The sequence below is a fragment of the Actinokineospora globicatena genome (assembly GCF_024171945.1).
Lineage (GTDB): Bacteria > Actinomycetota > Actinomycetes > Mycobacteriales > Pseudonocardiaceae > Actinokineospora > Actinokineospora globicatena.
This window is the reverse complement of the sequence record NZ_JAMTCR010000008.1, coordinates 137929-153334: the sequence shown is the minus strand read 5'-3', so window position 1 is coordinate 153334 and position 15406 is coordinate 137929. Positions and strand designations below refer to the sequence as shown.

General features: G+C 72.8%; 16 protein-coding genes. 10 read left to right on the top strand and 6 right to left on the bottom strand.

Annotated elements, in window-relative coordinates; translation table 11 throughout:
- Positions 1–24 precede the first annotated feature (24 nt).
- The 5 genes from LV79_RS32895 (at position 25) to LV79_RS32875 (ending at position 5466) form a co-directional block, all read left to right on the top strand.
- Positions 25–1728 carry a class I adenylate-forming enzyme family protein gene (locus LV79_RS32895; RefSeq protein WP_253842224.1) on the top strand — a complete coding sequence of 568 codons (1704 nt, stop codon included), beginning with the start codon at positions 25–27 and terminating at the stop codon, positions 1726–1728.
- Complete coding sequence (locus tag LV79_RS32890) at positions 1716–2549, top strand: 2-amino-3,7-dideoxy-D-threo-hept-6-ulosonate synthase (protein ID WP_253842223.1); 834 nt, start codon at positions 1716–1718, stop codon at positions 2547–2549. Before LV79_RS32895 ends, LV79_RS32890 begins: the two co-directional genes overlap by 13 nt.
- A complete protein-coding gene (locus LV79_RS32885) occupies positions 2546–3625 on the top strand; it encodes a 3-dehydroquinate synthase II family protein (protein ID WP_253842222.1) in 1080 nt (359 codons plus the stop codon). Before LV79_RS32890 ends, LV79_RS32885 begins: the two co-directional genes overlap by 4 nt.
- Before the next feature lie 28 nt (positions 3626–3653).
- On the top strand, positions 3654–4733 hold the full coding sequence (locus tag LV79_RS32880; RefSeq protein ID WP_253842221.1) for an AMP-binding protein: 1080 nt from the start codon (positions 3654–3656) through the stop codon (positions 4731–4733).
- A 97-nt stretch (positions 4734–4830) separates the two neighbouring features.
- Entirely contained in the window at positions 4831–5466 is a 636-nt protein-coding gene (locus LV79_RS32875; protein WP_253842220.1) for a cupin domain-containing protein, read from the top strand.
- A gap of 61 nt (positions 5467–5527) precedes the next feature.
- Here the strand turns inward: LV79_RS32875 and LV79_RS32870 are convergent, their stop codons facing one another.
- Positions 5528–6310 carry an AfsR/SARP family transcriptional regulator gene (locus tag LV79_RS32870; RefSeq protein ID WP_253842219.1) on the bottom strand — a complete coding sequence of 261 codons (783 nt, stop codon included), beginning with the start codon at positions 6308–6310 and terminating at the stop codon, positions 5528–5530.
- A gap of 381 nt (positions 6311–6691) precedes the next feature.
- On the opposite strand from LV79_RS32870, the gene LV79_RS32865 reads away from it, so the two are divergent.
- Positions 6692–7402: an AfsR/SARP family transcriptional regulator gene (locus LV79_RS32865; RefSeq protein WP_253842218.1), complete on the top strand. Its 711-nt coding sequence runs from the start codon at positions 6692–6694 to the stop codon at positions 7400–7402.
- Positions 7403–7409: 7 nt separating this feature from the next.
- Here the strand turns inward: LV79_RS32865 and LV79_RS32860 are convergent, their stop codons facing one another.
- The gene (locus LV79_RS32860) at positions 7410–9062 is read right to left on the bottom strand and encodes an MFS transporter (RefSeq protein ID WP_253842217.1); all 1653 of its coding nucleotides are present in this window, start codon (positions 9060–9062) and stop codon (positions 7410–7412) included.
- Positions 9063–9317: 255 nt separating this feature from the next.
- Here LV79_RS32860 and LV79_RS32855 point away from each other — a divergent pair, with 255 nt between their 5' ends.
- Together LV79_RS32855 and LV79_RS32850 are read left to right on the top strand one after the other, a co-directional pair.
- Positions 9318–9743: a GlcG/HbpS family heme-binding protein gene (locus LV79_RS32855; protein WP_253842216.1), complete on the top strand. Its 426-nt coding sequence runs from the start codon at positions 9318–9320 to the stop codon at positions 9741–9743.
- A 97-nt stretch (positions 9744–9840) separates the two neighbouring features.
- Positions 9841–10053 (top strand): hypothetical protein, encoded by a 213-nt coding sequence (locus LV79_RS32850; protein ID WP_253842215.1) that lies wholly within the window; start codon positions 9841–9843, stop codon positions 10051–10053.
- On the opposite strand, the gene ppk2 is transcribed toward LV79_RS32850, so the two are convergent.
- On the bottom strand, positions 10050–11021 hold the full coding sequence (gene ppk2 / locus LV79_RS32845; RefSeq protein WP_253842214.1) for a polyphosphate kinase 2: 972 nt from the start codon (positions 11019–11021) through the stop codon (positions 10050–10052). The genes LV79_RS32850 and ppk2 overlap by 4 nt on opposite strands.
- A 68-nt stretch (positions 11022–11089) precedes the next feature.
- Positions 11090–11896: a DUF1206 domain-containing protein gene (locus tag LV79_RS32840; RefSeq protein ID WP_253842213.1), complete on the bottom strand. Its 807-nt coding sequence runs from the start codon at positions 11894–11896 to the stop codon at positions 11090–11092.
- 126 nt (positions 11897–12022) lie between these two features.
- On the opposite strand from LV79_RS32840, the gene LV79_RS34745 reads away from it, so the two are divergent.
- Positions 12023–13336, top strand: coding sequence for a methyl-accepting chemotaxis protein (locus tag LV79_RS34745; protein WP_253842212.1), 1314 nt, complete (start codon positions 12023–12025; stop codon positions 13334–13336).
- A 9-nt stretch (positions 13337–13345) separates the two neighbouring features.
- Here the strand turns inward: LV79_RS34745 and LV79_RS32830 are convergent, their stop codons facing one another.
- Together LV79_RS32830 and LV79_RS32825 are read right to left on the bottom strand one after the other, a co-directional pair.
- Positions 13346–13549 (bottom strand): DUF3072 domain-containing protein, encoded by a 204-nt coding sequence (locus LV79_RS32830; RefSeq protein ID WP_253842211.1) that lies wholly within the window; start codon positions 13547–13549, stop codon positions 13346–13348.
- A 58-nt stretch (positions 13550–13607) separates the two neighbouring features.
- Positions 13608–14816: a serine/threonine-protein kinase gene (locus LV79_RS32825; RefSeq protein WP_253842210.1), complete on the bottom strand. Its 1209-nt coding sequence runs from the start codon at positions 14814–14816 to the stop codon at positions 13608–13610.
- A 91-nt stretch (positions 14817–14907) separates the two neighbouring features.
- Here LV79_RS32825 and LV79_RS32820 point away from each other — a divergent pair, with 91 nt between their 5' ends.
- On the top strand, positions 14908–15339 hold the full coding sequence (locus tag LV79_RS32820; RefSeq protein WP_253842209.1) for a PPOX class F420-dependent oxidoreductase: 432 nt from the start codon (positions 14908–14910) through the stop codon (positions 15337–15339).
- Positions 15340–15406: the final 67 nt, after the last annotated feature.

Sequence of the window (15406 nt, the reverse complement as noted above, 5' to 3'; positions counted from 1 at the left end):
ACCCGACACCGACGAGGAGGGGTCGTGCACCTGTTCGGCACGCACAGATCGGCGCTCGCCCGGCTGCGGTTGGCCCGCCGCGCGGACCTCGGGGCGGGCAACTTCTTCTGGCACACCTGCGCGGTGGCGACCGACCTGGACCGCCCGCTGCTGTACCGGCGCGAGTCCACCGGGCTGACCGGGCACTCCCTGGCCGAGTTGCGCGACCGGGTGCTGCGGTACGCGAACTGGTACCGCGCCAACGGTGTCCGACCGGGCACGCGAGTGGGCGTCCACACCGTCGACGGGCTGGCCGGGTTGCTGCACCACGTCGCCATCACCAGTCTCGGCGGCGCGACGGTGCTGACCAACCCGAACATGGCCGCGGCGACCGCGCGGGACTACTTCCAGCGCGCCGAGACCGAGTTGCTCGTCGCCGACGCCAGGTTGATCGCCGCGACCTACCCCGACGGCGGCGGACCGCGACCGCACAGCCTGTCCACAGTGGAGCAAGAGGCGGTGGACACCGGGCAGGCTCCCGGTCACCCGTACGCCAACCGCGACGACGACGTGATCCTGGTGTCGCACTCCTCGGGGACGACCGGGATCCCCAAGCCCGCCACCTTCGCGCACCGCTCGTTCGCCGCGGGCAAGAAGGAGCGGTTGTGGAACTTCCCGTCCGCGCGGTCGGACCGGATGCTCACCGCCCTACCGCAGAGCCACTCCTCCGGCATCAGCTACCTGTCGTTGGCGATCATGCTGGGCCTGCCGACGCTGCTGGTCGACGACCAGTCCGGCGCGGCGGTGGCCGAGGCGATGAACGCCTTCGAGCCCACCGTGGTGCTCGGGTTCCCGATCACGTTGGCCGACCTGCCGATCGGGGCGCTGACCGAGCGGGCCCGCTCGGGGGTGCACACCTGGATGGGCATGGGGGACGCCTCGCACGAGCGGCACATCCGGCCCCTGGTGCGGATCGGCCGCACGAGGGCGCGCGGCGGCTGGACGACCGGGTCGACCTATGTGGACGGTCTGGGGTCGTCGGAGATGGGCATGGTGCTGTTCAAGGTGCCGCACACCGCCGACAGCGACAACTACGGCCGGTTGATCGGCAGGCCGGTCGCCGTGGTCGAGTCCGCCGCGGCGCTCGACCCGACCGGGCGCGAGGTACCCACCGGCGCGGCGGGCCTGCTCGGCGTGCGGACCCCCAGCGCCACCCCCGGGTACGACAACGACCCGGAACTGACCGAGCGCGCCACCCTCAACGGCTACTTCCTCACCGGGGACGTGGTCAGCCAGGACGCCGAGGGCAACTTCTACCACCTCGACCGCACCCCGGACGTGATCACGACGGCCGCGGGCGCGGTGCACAGCCTGCCGGTGGAGGAGGTCGTGCTCACCGAGACCGGCGCGTTCGACGCGGCCGTGGTCGCCGCGGACGACCCGGCGGGCCAGGCCTCGCTGCCGGTGGCGGTGGTGCTGTTCAACGACGGCACACCGGTCGACCCGGACGAGCTGTTGCGGCGCTGCAACACGGCGCTGGAGCGGGCAGGCCTGGCGCCCCTGGCAGCCCTCGTGGTCGCGGCGGACCGAGCGGGCCTCCCGGTCGGCGTGACCGGCAAGGTGCTCAAACGGGTCCTGCGCGAGACGCACCGGGACCTGTTGCGGGGCAAGCCTCCCGCCGACGTCGCCCACTCGCGTACCCGGTCACCCGAAGACGAGCCAGGAGGAGTCACCGCATGGCGGCACTGACACCGACACCGGCGCTGACCGGCAAGGCGCTGCGCCTGGCCCGGTTGTCGCGCCCGAACGACGGGCGGTTCCTGTTCGTCCCGCTCGACCACTCCGTCTCCGACGGGCCCATCGGCACCGCGGCCGACTTCGCCGGGCTGGTCGGCGAGATCGTCGCGGGCGGGGCGGACGCGGTGGTGGTGCACAAGGGGCGGGCCAGGATGATCCCGGTCGACCTGCTCGCCGGGTGCGGGCTGGTCGTGCACCTGAGCGCGAGCACCGCCCAGGCGCCCGACGCCGACGCCAAGGTGCTCGTCGGCGACGTGGCCGAGGCGGTCCGGCTCGGCGCGGACGCGGTGAGCGTGCACGTGAACATCGGCTCCGACACCGAGGCCGCGCAACTGGCCGACCTGGGCACCGTCGCCGCCGAGTGCGACCGCTGGGGCATGCCGCTGATGGCCATGGTCTACCCGCGCGGGCCGCGGGTGGCCGACCCGAGCGTGCCCGACCTGCTCGCGCACGCCGCCGGGGTGGCCGCCGACCTGGGCGCCGACCTGGTGAAGACGGTCATGGCGCGCCCGGCGGAGCGGATGGCCGACGTGGTCGCCAGCTGCCCGCTGCCGATCGTGGTCGCGGGCGGGGCAGGCGAGCAGGACGCGGCCCGGCTCGCGGCCGCGGTCATGTCCACCGGGTGCGCCGGGCTCGCCGTCGGCAGGCGCGTGTTCACCAGCCCGACCCCGCGGCGCACCGTGCGCGAGCTGGCCGCCGCCGTGCACGGCGGGGTGTTCCCGCCGCGGCAGTCCGAAGCAGATCCCCGCAACCGATTGGCAGAGGTGCTGTGAAACTCGCATGGATCGACCTGCGCACCGTCGCGGCCGAGCAGCGCGCGGCGGTGGTCGACGCCGCACTGCACGCCAGGGTCGACGCGATCGTCGACGACGACCCGACCACCCTGGCCGCGCTGCCCAACACCGTCCGGCGGGTGCTCGTCGGCGAGCACCCCGGCGACACCGGTGACCTGCTGCGGCTGCGGCAGGTCACCGACACCGACCAGATCTCCGCCATCGGCGCCGACGGTGCCGCGCTGGTGGACGTGGTCGACGACCGGACGCTGCGGCTGGCCTGCGACACCGCCCGCGGCGCCGGGCACACCGTCGTCCGCTTCCGCGACCCGACCAAGATCCCGCTGGAGATCGTCATCGCCGCCGCGGACACCGCCGGGGGCGACCTCATCTGCCAGGCGGACGACCTGACCGAGGCGGGCGTCATCGTCGACGTCCTGGAGAAGGGCTCCGAGGGGGTGCTGCTCGCGCCGCGCTCGGCCGACGACGTGTTCGCCCTGGTCGACATGCTGCGGACGAGGACCCCCGACCTGGCGCTGACCAAGCTGACGGTGGACCGGATCACCCACCTCGGCCTCGGCGACCGGGTGTGCGTCGACACCTGCACGCACTTCGAGGAGGACGAGGGCATGCTGGTCGGCTCGTACGCGCACGGCTTCGTGCTGTGCTGCAGCGAGACCCACCCGCTGCCGTACATGCCGACCCGGCCGTTCCGGATCAACGCGGGCGCGCTGCACTCGTACGTGGTCGGCCAGGACAACCGCACCAACTACCTCAGCGAGCTGGCCTCCGGGCACGCCGTGCTCGCGGTCGGCGCCGACGGCAGGACCAGGCGGGTGGTGGTCGGCCGGATCAAGCTGGAGTCCCGGCCGCTGCTGGGCATCGACGCCACCGCCGAGGACGGCTCCCGGGTCAACCTGATCGTGCAGGACGACTGGCACGTGCGGGTGCTCGGCCCCGGCGGCGTGGTGCTCAACGTGACCGAGCTCGAGGCGGGCGACCAGCTGCTCGGCCACGTGGCCACCGACAAGCGGCACGTCGGCTGGCCGGTCGGCGAGTTCTGCGTGGAGAAGTGACGGGCGCGACGGACACCGGGAGGGCGCGATGCGGTCGTGGTGGGGCGCCGAGCTGATCGAGCACAACCCACCGCACGCGGTGTGGGCGCGGGGGCACCGCACGATCACCATGGGGCAGCTGCGCGCCGAGGTCGCGACCTCGGCCGCGCTGCTGCGCGCCCACGGCATCGGCGACGGCGCCACCGTCGCGCTGCACGGCGGCCCCAGCTTCACGCACCTGTGGTCGCTGCTGGCGCTGTGGTCGCTCGGCGCGCAGGTGCTGCAGTTCCCGCCGGGGATGGCGGTCGCCGACCGGCGGGCGCTGCTGCGGCTGTGCCGACCGCGGTTCCTGGTGAGCTTCGGCGGCCCACCGGGGGCCTTCGTCGACGAGTGCTCGGTGCTGGTGCGCCCGCTGCCCGACGGGATCGGCGCGCGCACCAGCCACTGCGTCGTCCAGTTCACCTCCGGCACCACGGGTCGGCCGAAGGTGGTCGGCAGGACGTCGGAGTCGCTGTTCACCGAGGTCGACCGGATGCGGGCGCTGCCGGGGATGCCGGTCGCCGGGGAACGGGTCGCGGTCCTGGAGGGGCCGTCGCGGTCGTTCGGCCTGATCGGCGGCCTGCTGCACGCGCTCGACGTCGGCGCCACCGTGCTGTTCCCGCCGCTGGGAGCGGCGACGGCGCACGTGGTGCTGGGCAACCCGGGTCACTTCGCCGCGCTCCTGGGCACCCGGCACCGTGGCGCGCTCCCCCACCTGCGGCTGGCGATCTCCAGCGGAGAACCGCTGCCGCTGGGCACCTACACGGCCTTCCTCGACCGCTTCGGCGTCCGGATCGGCCAGGCCTACGGCACCACCGAGACCGGACTGCTCGCCGCCGACCCCACCGGCGAACACGCGCCGCCCGCGGTGGGCCCGCCGGTCCCCGGGGTCCGGCTCCGGGTGTCGCGCGGCGTGCTGGAGGCGCACGTCCCGCAATCGCCGTACCTGCACCAGCCTCAGCCGTGGGCCGGTGGCTGGATGCCGACCGGGGACCTCGTGGTCACCGATCACGCCACCGGCGCCCTCCAGCTGTGCGGCCGCGACCACCACGTCGCCGTGGCGCGCCAGTTGGCCAGGGTCGGGGCGTGAGCGCTGTCGACCTGCGGTGCGCGGCAACAAACGGAGTGCCCCGGCCGGGCGGGTTCGGCGAGGCTGGGGTGAGCACCCACCGCAGAGGAGGAGACGGATGAGCGTCACCGAGGGCGAGGTCTTCCTCAACCCGCCGTGCAGGCAGCGCATCGTCGTGCGGACGCCCGCGGCGCGCACCGGCGGCGTCAGCAACCTGATGGACCTCTACGTCGGCCCCGGCGGGTTCGCCGCCGACTACCACCGGCACCCGGTCAGCGAGGAGCGGTTCACCCTGGTGCGCGGCAGGCTGCGGGTGAGCGTCGACGGGAGCGACGTCGTCCTCGCCGAACCGGGGGCGCACGTGGCGGTGCCGCCGGACACCGTGCACCGGTTCTTCAGCGCCACCGACGACGAGGAGACGTTCGCGGTGGTGGAGTTCGTCAACCGGGCCGAGCGGTTCGAGAACCTGCTGCTGCGCCAGCTCTTCGGGCTCGCCGAGGACGGGAAGGCCGACGAGCACGGCGTTCCCGGGTTGCTGCAGCGGTCGGTGACCATGCTGGAGTTCGCCGACGTGCTGCGGTTCACCAGCACACCCTGGGCGTACCAACGGCTTCTGTACGGCGCCGTCGCCCCGGTCGCGAAAGCGCTCGGCTACCGCGGCTGCGACCCCGGCTACCTCGCGCGCGCCTCCGGTGAGACCGCGGCGCTCGAGGAGCTGCCACCCGAGGTCACCCAGCACCTCACCGCTGTGTGACCCCGCGGGCCCCGGGCAACCGGAGGGCGGACGCCCCCGGTGGCTCACCGCTCGGCGGGCCTCAGGGGCCGACCCGCGCCAAGGCGGGGACGTCCAGGAGCGGGTCCCCGATCAAGATGTCGGTGTACAGCTCGGCGGTGCGGGCCTCGGGCTCCGGGTGGTCGGCCGCGAGCGCGGGCTCGGCGGAGAGCCGCCCGCGCAGGGCCGTGTAGAGCGCGATGGCGTCGGCCTGCCTGCCCGCGCGGTACAGCGCGAGCATGAGCAGCCGGATCAGCCCCTCGTCCGCCGGGTGGTCGTGGACCAGACCCGCGAGCTCCCCCAGCACCTCGCGGTGCAGGCCCAGCACCAGCTCGACCGAGATCCGCGCGGTCACCGCCTCCAACCGCAACCGCTCGGCGCGGTCGACGGCCGCTTGCAACAGGGGTCCGACCGCGACGTCCACCAGGGCCGGACCACCCCAGACCGCCAACGCGGAGCGCAACCGCCGCCCGGCGTCGGCGTGCCTGCCCTCGCTCAACCACGCCCGCGCCGAGGTCACCGCGTCGGCGAACTCGGCCAGGTCCAACTCTCCCGCGCGGGTGCGCAGGAGGTAGCCCTGGTCGGTGGTCGCGATCCGGTCGTCGCGCAACGCCCTGCGCAGCAGCATGACGTTGTTGTGCACCGCGGCGACCGCGCTGCGCGGCGGGTCGTACTCCCACAGCTCGGTCACCACGTCGCGCACCGGCACCACGTGGTTGGCGTTGACCAGCAGCAGCGCCAGCACCTGGCGCTGCTTGGGCGCCGACGGCGTCACCAGCCGCGGACCGTCGGCGACGGCGAGCGGACCGAGCACGGAGAACTTCACGGGAACCCCGTTCGACGAACACCAAAAAGGGTGGGTCGGGTATCCGCCGAATGCCGCGTCCACGGTCGGCGAACAGGCGCACGAGCGACGTTCCCCGGCCACCGGGCACCGAAACCACCGGGCGCGGAAAACGGCAGGAAGAATGTCACGAGAGGGAAAATGGGTGTCTTACCGGCGGGCCGCGAGTAGCGTTTGAGCCCGTCACCCGCTGTCGGATCCGTTCCAGTGGAACGGATCCGGCCAGCGGTGAAACCTGGGGAGGGAAGGTCGGAAACCCGCGAGCCACCAAGGGGGAAAGCGGTGCGAATGGGACTACTCGGACCACTGTACTTATGCTCCGTCGATCGCAACACCGCGCCGACGGCGCCGAAAGTGCGCCAATTGCTGGCACTGCTGATGCTGCGCTCGGACACCATGGTGCGGGTCACCGAGTGCGTCGAGGAACTGTGGGGAACCGAGTCACCCAAGCGCGCCATGTCCACCCTGCAGACCTACACCCTGCAGATCCGGCGGGCGTTCACCGCGGCCGGGTGCCCGGCAGCGCTGCTGCCCAGGACCCAGGCGTCGGCGTACCTGCTCGCCGGGCACGAGGTGGACTGGGTGCGCTTCGAGCGGCTCGCCGCCGCAGGACGGGCCGCGGCGGCCGCCCGCGACCACCGGCGCGCCGCCGACCTGCTCACCGAGGCACTGGCGCTGTGGCGCGGCCCCGCGATGGTCGACGTGCCGACCGGCCCGCTGAGCGCGGCCAGGGTGGTGGCGCTGACCGAGAGCCGCAAGGTGGTGCTCGAACAGCGCGTCGAGGCGGAACTGCGGCTCGGCCTGCACGAACGGCTGCTGCCGGAACTCGCGGACCTGACCGGGGCCAACCCCACCAACGAGAACCTGCACGCCCAGTACATGCTGGCGCTGTACCGCTGCGGGCGGCCCGAGGACGCCGAAGCGGTGTACCGGGGGCTGCGCGACCTGCTGGTCGACACGCTCGGGGTGGAACCGGTGCCGCGGCTGCGCGCGCTGTACGAGACGGTCCTCGACCGCCCGGCGGACATCCCGACGGGCGCGATCACCTCGCTGAGGCACCCCGCGGACCGCTGACGGCCGCTCACGGCCGCGTCCGCTGCCGCGACTGCCCCGACCCGCCCGCGCCGTGCGACTGACCCAGCCCACCCACACTGTGCGATTGACCCACCTCGCCCGCGCTGTGCGATTGACCCGGCCCGCCCACACTGTGCGATTGACCCGGCCCGCCCACACTGTGCGATTGACCCGGCCCGCCCACCCTCTGACGGGGCAGTCCGGCGCCGTCCTGGCCCGCAGGGCTCGACCCGTCCCGAGCCTGCCCGGCTTCCTGGGCCAGTGCGGGGCGGATCGCCAGGTAGGCCAGCACCGCCGCTGCCAGGACGGTGGCCGCGAGCAGGCCGGTGACCACGCCGAACGCGTGCACCCCGGCGTCCCGGCCGGGCGCGGGCGCGAGGTCGAGGTAGATGGTGCCGAAGACGGCCACACCGAGCGTTCCGCCGACCTGGAGCGTGGTGTTGAACAGGCCGCTGACGTCGGCGGCGTAGCGGGCGGGCGCGGTGCTGGTGATGTGGGTCAGCGTCCCGCTGAAGGCCGCGCCGTAGCCGAGGCCGCCGAGGCCGAGCAGCACGACCAGCAGCACCTGGTTGCCCGCGAACCCGGCGACCAGCGCGCCGGCCACCGCCGCGAACGCCACCGCCAGCACGACCCGGCCGACCGGGCCCGCCAACCGCCTGGTGCGCGCGGACGCGCGGCCCAGCAATGGCCCGGAGATCCCGAACGCGGCCACCCAGGCCACCAGGGAAAGCCCGGACACCAGCGCGCTCAACCCCAGCCCCTGCTGCAGGTACAGCGCGAGGGTGAACAGCAGCGCGAAGTAGGTGGCGACGGTCAGCGCCTGCGACAGCAGCGCCAGCGCGATCGGCCGGTCGGTCACCAGTTCCAGGTTGACCAGCGGGTACCCGCCCCTGGCGACCTGCCTGCGTTCCACCACGACGAACGCCGCCACCAGCACCGCGCTGAGCACCAGGCTCACCCACGTCCACGCGGGCCAGCCCAGGTCCCGGCCCATCACCAGCGGAACGACGAGCAGCAGCATGGCCGCCGACAGCGTGGCCACGCCGGGCAGGTCCAGCTTCTTGTCCGACTTGGGCGCGTCGGCGGGCACGAACTTGAGCACCAGCGCGACCAGCGCGAGTCCAACCGGGACGTTCACCAGGAACGCGGGCCGCCACGAAGTGCCCCACAGGTCGGCGGAGACGATCACGCCGCCGAGCACCTGGCCGACGACGGCGCTGGTGGACAGCACCGCGGTGTAGAGGCCCAGCGCGCGGGCCTTCGCCTTGCCGTCGAAGTGCAACTGGATGCCGATGAGCACCTGGGAGGTCAGCAACGCCGCGCCCGCACCCTGCAGGACGCGCGCGATGGTCAGCGTCAACGCCGACGGCGCCAGGCCGCACAGCGCCGAGGACGCGGTGAACAGCACCAGCCCGATCAGGTACATCCGCCGGTGACCGCGCATGTCGCCGAGCCGGGCGCTGGTCACCAGCAGCATCGCGTAGGTCAGCGTGTACCCGGAGACGATCAGCTCCAGTTCGCTGCCGGAGGCACCGAGGGTGTCCCGGATCGAGGGCGCGGCGATGTTGACGATGGCGATGTCGACGCTGCCCAGGAACATCCCGCCCAGCAGCGCGACCAGCAGCCAGGTCTGGCGGCGTCGGCTCAGTTCTGCAGGCATCCGGCCCCAACTCCTGATATGTCGGCTTTGCACACACTGCCCCCGATTCGCGGCAGTCCTTCACCAAGGAGAACACCGGCGGACCCCGGGCGGTTGCGGTTCGAGTCGTACCGGATCGTGTGCAACTGTTCCCCCGTGGCCGGTGTTTCCCTTGTGGTAAGAGCATTGTCGGACACCGGATCGACGAGTTGCCTTGCACCGCATGGGCGATTCGCGAGGTCTGGTGGCGATGTCCTGAAACCGTAAGGAGAAACCGTGACCTTGACCGGGCGGACGAGCCGGACGATCACCCGGGACGACGCGGTGCGCGTGGTCCGGGCGGCGTTGACCGAGGCGGGACGCCAGGGCGCCCGGGTGTCGGTCGTCGTCCTGGACGCCTCGGGCGCGGTGACGGCCGTGGTCCGCGACGACGGCGTGACCGAGACCGTCACCGCCATCGCGCGCGCGAAGGCCAACACCGCGCTCACACTGCGCACGGCCACCGCCGACTTCGTCCGCGCGATCAGCGCCAACACCACCCTGTTCACCGCGCTGGCCGCCCAACCGGACATCGCCCTGATGCCCGGCGGCGTCCCCCTCACCGACAGCGACGAAGTCCTCGGCGCCATCGGCGTCAGCGGCGGCCGCGGCGACCAGGACCCCACCATCGCCCTAGCCGCGGCGGCAGCACTCGGTCACTGAGGTCGTTCGCCTTGGCAGCGCTGAAATGGCCTGCTCGAGGGTCGCGTGGGCCGGTACCGTCGCGAGCATATCGAGCGACTCGGCCGATCTGTCCTCTGTGGACAAGACATCCCGGGTGGACGGCACCTCGCGGGTGGGCGGCGCCGAGGTGACCGTCCGGTGCGAGGTGGATCCCGCGTGCTCAGTGACCTTCACCGAGCGGCGGGTGGTCGCCGAGCCGTACATCGGCGACGTGGTGCGCTACGTCGTGCACGTGCGTGGTGCGGCGATGGACGCGCGGCTGCACGTGTTCCTCAGCGCAGACGGCTAGCGGGTGGGGTGCCGGTCGGAGTGGTCGTCCTGGGTGAGCTGGGTGGGGCTCAGCGCGGTGTCGTCCTCGCCCTCCTCCAGCAGCGTGGTCGCCGCGCCGACGATGCGGTGGTCGGGTTTGCCGACCACGTCGAGGTCGCGGTCGGTGTAGTCGAGTCCGGCCAGCACGCCGCGCATGGCCTCGAGCCGGGCGCGGCGCTTGTCGTTGCTCTTGACCACCGTCCACGGCGCGTGCGGGGTGTCGGTGGCGCGGAACATGGCGACCTTGGCTGCGGTGTAGTCGTCCCAGCGGTCCAGGGAGGCCAGGTCGTTGGGGCTGAGCTTCCACTGCCGGATCGGGTCGACCTGGCGGACGATGAACCGGGTGCGCTGCTCGCGGCGCGACACCGAGAACCAGAACTTCACCAGGTGCACGCCGTCGTCGACCAGCATCCGCTCGAACACCGGCGCCTGGCGCAGGAACAGCTCGTACTGCTCGTCTGTGCAGTACCCCATGACCCGCTCGACCCCGGCCCGGTTGTACCAGGACCGGTCGAACAGGACGAGCTCACCGGCGGTCGGCAGCTGGTTGACGTAGCGCTGGAAGTACCACTGGCCGCGTTCCTGCTCGGTGGGCGTGCCCAGCGCGACGACCCGGGCGCCGCGGGGGTTGAGGTTCTCGGTGAACCGCTTGATGGTGCCGCCCTTGCCCGCGGCGTCGCGGCCCTCGAACAGGATCACCACCCGCTGCCCGGTGTCCTTCACCCAGCGCTGCAGCTTGAGCATCTCGATGTGCAGGGTGCGCTTGGCCCGCTCGTACTCGCGCCTGCGCAGCCGCTTGTCGAACGGGTAGTTCTCCCGCCAGGTGTCGACCACGCTGCCGTCGGCGCGCAGCAGCACCGGCTGGCCGTTGTCGCCGAACTCGACCGAGAGCTCGTCGCCCAGTTCGGGGAACAGGGTGCGTGCGTGTGCCAGCGGGTCCTCGGTCATGCCTCCACCGTTCCACATGCTCTGTCGTCGTGTCGGGGCGCGCCCCGGCGCTCCACGTTGGGCCGGGGTCAGTCGCGGTGTGCTTTGGCAGCGGCGAAGCAGTAGACGCCGAAGGCCGCCAAGCCGAGGGCGATGACGGCGAGCAGGATGACGCCGTAGGGCTGGGCCGCGACGGTGTGCAGTGCCTTGTCCATGCCGCCGGAGCGGGCCGGGTCGGCGTGGATGGCGGCGAGTCCGACCAGCACGGCGATGACGCCGTAGGCCAGTCCCTTGCCGATCCAGCCCGCCCGGCCGACGTGGTGGACCAGGTCGCGGGTGCCCGCGGGCAGTTCGGACATGTCGAGGTCGCGCTCGAAGGACCGCTTGACACCCTTGTGGAAGATGACGGCCGCGATCGCCAGGATGCCCAGCGCCACCAAGCCGACCAGGACCTGGCCGAACGGCATGGCCAGCACCTTCGCCGTGAGGGCCTGCTGCTTGCCGGTCGAGTCGGTGCTCCCCGCGCCCATGGCGAAGTCCAGGGCGGCGATGCCGATGCCCGCCGCGGTGATGGCCCGCGCGCCCGCCCCGAGCCGCTTGGCCAGCCGCTTGCGGGGCTGGGAGACGTAGGTGTACCCGGCGAGCCCCTCGGTGACCTGCCACAGCGCGAACAGGAACAGGCCGATGGTCAGCGCCCACAGCAGCACCGGCCCCAGGGTGGTCTCCGCGATCTCGGCGATCGCGCCCTTGGAGTCGGTCTGCTCCCCCGTCTGCCCGACCACCACCTGGATGGCCAACCAGGCGATGATGAGGTGCACACCGCCGTAGAAGACCATGCCGATCCGCCCGAGCGTCTGAATAGCCGGGTTCCTGCGTACTTGCCCCACGGTGCGCACTTCGGCTACCTACCCCCGCACGGTGTCACTCACACGGGTATGACGCCGGTGGGCGTTGGTCTTTCGCCACCGACTCACCCGGCGAACCGGCTCACCTCGCCCGGCGGCCTGCCGATGGGGTGCGTCGTGACCTCTACTCTGCGCCTACCGCGCGGCGCACGGCTGACCCCGGAATCGTGGGCGGCGCGCCACCGCATCCTGACCGTGCTGCTGTGGCTGCACGTGCCCGCCCTGGCGATCCTGGGCCTGCTCGGCCCGCGGCCGCTGTGGGAGTCGTGGGTGCTGCCGCTGGGGGTCGCCCTGTTCGCGGTGGCCGCCGCGATCAGCGGGGTGCCGCGGCGCAAGGCGAACCTGACCAGCCTCGGCCTGCTGAGCAGCACGTTCGTCGCGATCGAGCTGTCCGGCGGGCAGATGGCCGCGCACATCCACCTGTACGCGATCCTGGCGTTCGTCGCGCTCTACCAGCAGTGGGGTCCGCTGGTGTGGGCCGTCATCGTGATCGTCCTGCACCACGGCGTGCTGGGCCTGGTCGCGCCGGAGATGGTGTTCGGGATGTCGCACACCGACCACGCGGGCATGGCCATGTCGATGTCGGCGGGCGAGGCGCTGGTGATGGTGGGCGTGCACGCCGGGCTCGCGCTGCTGGAGTCCGTCGGCATCCTGTGCTTCTGGCACTTCTCCGAGCAGGCCGAGCGCGACGCCGAGGAAGCCGCCGCCCGCGTCCAGCGGGAACGGGAGCAGGAGCAGGCCGTCGAGCAGGCCGCCAAGACCGCCGCCGCCGAGAGCGAACGGGAGCGCGCGGCCCGCCTGGCCGAGCGCGGCGCCCAGCTGGCCGCCGACGCCGCCGCGATCGGCGCCGGGGCCCGTGCGGCCATCGACGCGGTCGCCGTCGTCGACGCGGAGCTGGCGACGCTGTCCACCGCCATCCAGCAGATCGCCCGCCGGGCGGTCGACGCCGCGGGCACCGCGGGTCAGAGCCAGAGCACCGCCCGCCAGTCCGCCGACCAGGTCACCCGCCTGGAGCGCTCGGTCGGCGAGATCGCCACCGTCAACGGCATGATCGCCGACCTCGCCGAGCAGACCAACCTGCTCTCGCTCAACGCCGCCATCGAGGCGGCCAGGGCGGGCGAGATGGGCAAGGGCTTCGGCGTGGTCGCCAGCGAGGTCCGCGCCCTGGCCAACGCCACGTCGTCCTCGGTCGGCCGGGTCGAGGCGGTCATCAACACCATCGTCGCCGAGACCGGCGAGGTCACCCGCAGCTTCGACACCACGATCTCGGTGATCGACACCGTCCGCGACACCCAGCTGGAGATCGCCAGCGCCGTCGAGCAGCAGTCGCAGGTGCTGACCGAGGTCACCGACCAGCTCTCGCGGGCGACCAAGGCCGCCCGCGAGGTGCTGGCGGGCCTGGACCAGCTGTCCGCGACCGCACTCGACTGATCCCGGGGGTCAGACGCCTCGGCCGGTGCGTTGTTGGAGGTCGTCGATGAGGCGGGAGGCGTCCGCCTTGGTCAGGTCCGCGGGGACCTCGACGCCCGCCTCCTGGGCGAGGGTGTGCAGGTAGGACTCCTGGGGGCCGGTCATCGGCTCGTCGCCGGTGGTCCAGTCGGCGGGGTCCTTCTCCGGGGTCCGGTCCACCTCGGGGTCGGTCACGGGCTCTCCTCTCGGGTCGAACACGTGTGCGGTACCCGGCCGGGGCGAGGGGCAAACGTCAGGGTTCGGGCCTCGGCGGCTTGACCGGTTTGACCTTGTCCTTGGGCTTCGCGGCATCGGGCGGGGGCTTGGCGGCGGTCGCGGCAGGACCAGTGGGACCCGTCGCGGCAGGGGTGGTGGCGGTGGTGGCTCGCACGACCCGCGGCTGGTCGACCACCGTCCTCGCGGTGTCCTCAGTGGTCACCTCCGTTGTCGAGGGCACGGCGTTGGTCGGCGCGGGTGCCGACTTCGTCGTCGTGGGCACTGGCACGTCGGCGGCAGGCTTGGTCGTGTCCGAGTGCGACACCGCCCAGGTCAGGACTCCCGCCGACAGCAGGGCCACCGTGGCGGATCCGAACACCCGGCACGGGCGGGTCCGACGGGGGACGATCGCGGTCAGCGGCGGGGCCTCGGTCGCGAGCAGCTCGGCGCAGCGGTGCGCGGTGGGGCGGCGGTGCGGGGCCAGCGACGTCATCAGCATCAGCAGGCGCACCAGGTCGTCCGGGAGGTCACGGGGGACGTCCGGGGCGCGGTGCAGCCGGGCGACGGCGGCTTCCACGTCGCGGCCCTGGTACTCGCGCTTGCCGGTCAGGCACTCCAGCAGCACCAAGCCGAGCGCGTAGACGTCCGCCGGGAAGCCGACGTCGGCACCGGTGACCTGCTCCGGCGAGAGGTAGGCCGCGGTGCCGGTCATCCGGCTGCTGCTGGTCAACCGGGTGGCGCCGATCAACCTGGCCAGCCCGAAGTCGGCCAGCACCGCCGCTCCCCCGCGGTCGAGCAGGATGTTGGACGGTTTCACGTCGCGGTGGACCACGCCGTTGTCGTGCACGTAGGCCAGCGCCCCGGCGAGGCGGGTACCGAGCCGCCGGACCCGGTCGACCGGCATCGGGCCGCGCGCGATCGCCCGGCCCAGCGTGCTGCCCTCGATGAGCCGCAGGACCAGGAACGGGTGCGGGCCGTGGGTGCCGGTGTCCAGGATCGGCACCAGCGCGGGGTGCTCGAGGCGGGTCAGGATCCGCGCCTCCAACTCGAAGCGCCGGTCCTCGGCCAGGTCGGAGTCCGGCCGGAACACCTTGACCGCGACGGCCCGGCCCAGCCGCAGGTCTGCGGCGCGGAACACGTGCGCCATCCCGCCGAACCCGATGAGCCCGGTGATCCGGTACCGGTCGAGCAGCACGTCACCGACCTCGGGCGGGGGCAGCGCGTCGTCGCGCGCGGCGGGGACCATCCCAGCAGCATGCCTTGTTGATCACCACCAGCGCACCCCACCCGGCCGCACACGCGGGAATAGGACGGCGCGCGGCCGCCTTGGTGCTGGCATGGCAGACACCACGTTCGACCCGCACGCGCTGCTGGCCGGGAGCAGGCTGGGCGTCCTCGCGACCATCAAGGCCGACGGCCGCCCGCAGCTGTCCCCGGTGATGCCGTTCTACGACCGCGAGCGCGGCGTCATCCTCGTCTCGATCACGGAGGGCCGCGCCAAGACCGCCAACCTGCGCCGCGACCCCCGAGCCACCCTCGAGGTCACCAGCGCCGACGGCTGGTCCTGGGCCACCGCCGAGGGCATCGCCACCCTCACCGGCCCCGGCACCACCCCCGACAGCCCCGAGGTGGACGCCCTGGTCGCCTACTACCGCCGCGCCGCGGGCGAACACCCCGACTGGCCCGACTACCGCACCACCATGGTCACCGACCACCGAGTCCTCATGACCATGACCGTCGACCACGTCTACGGCGCCACCGTCGCCTGAGCGCGGGTGTCACCGCCTGAGCGCCCCACACCCCGTCCAGGTCAAGGCGGCATCTAGCACCGAACGC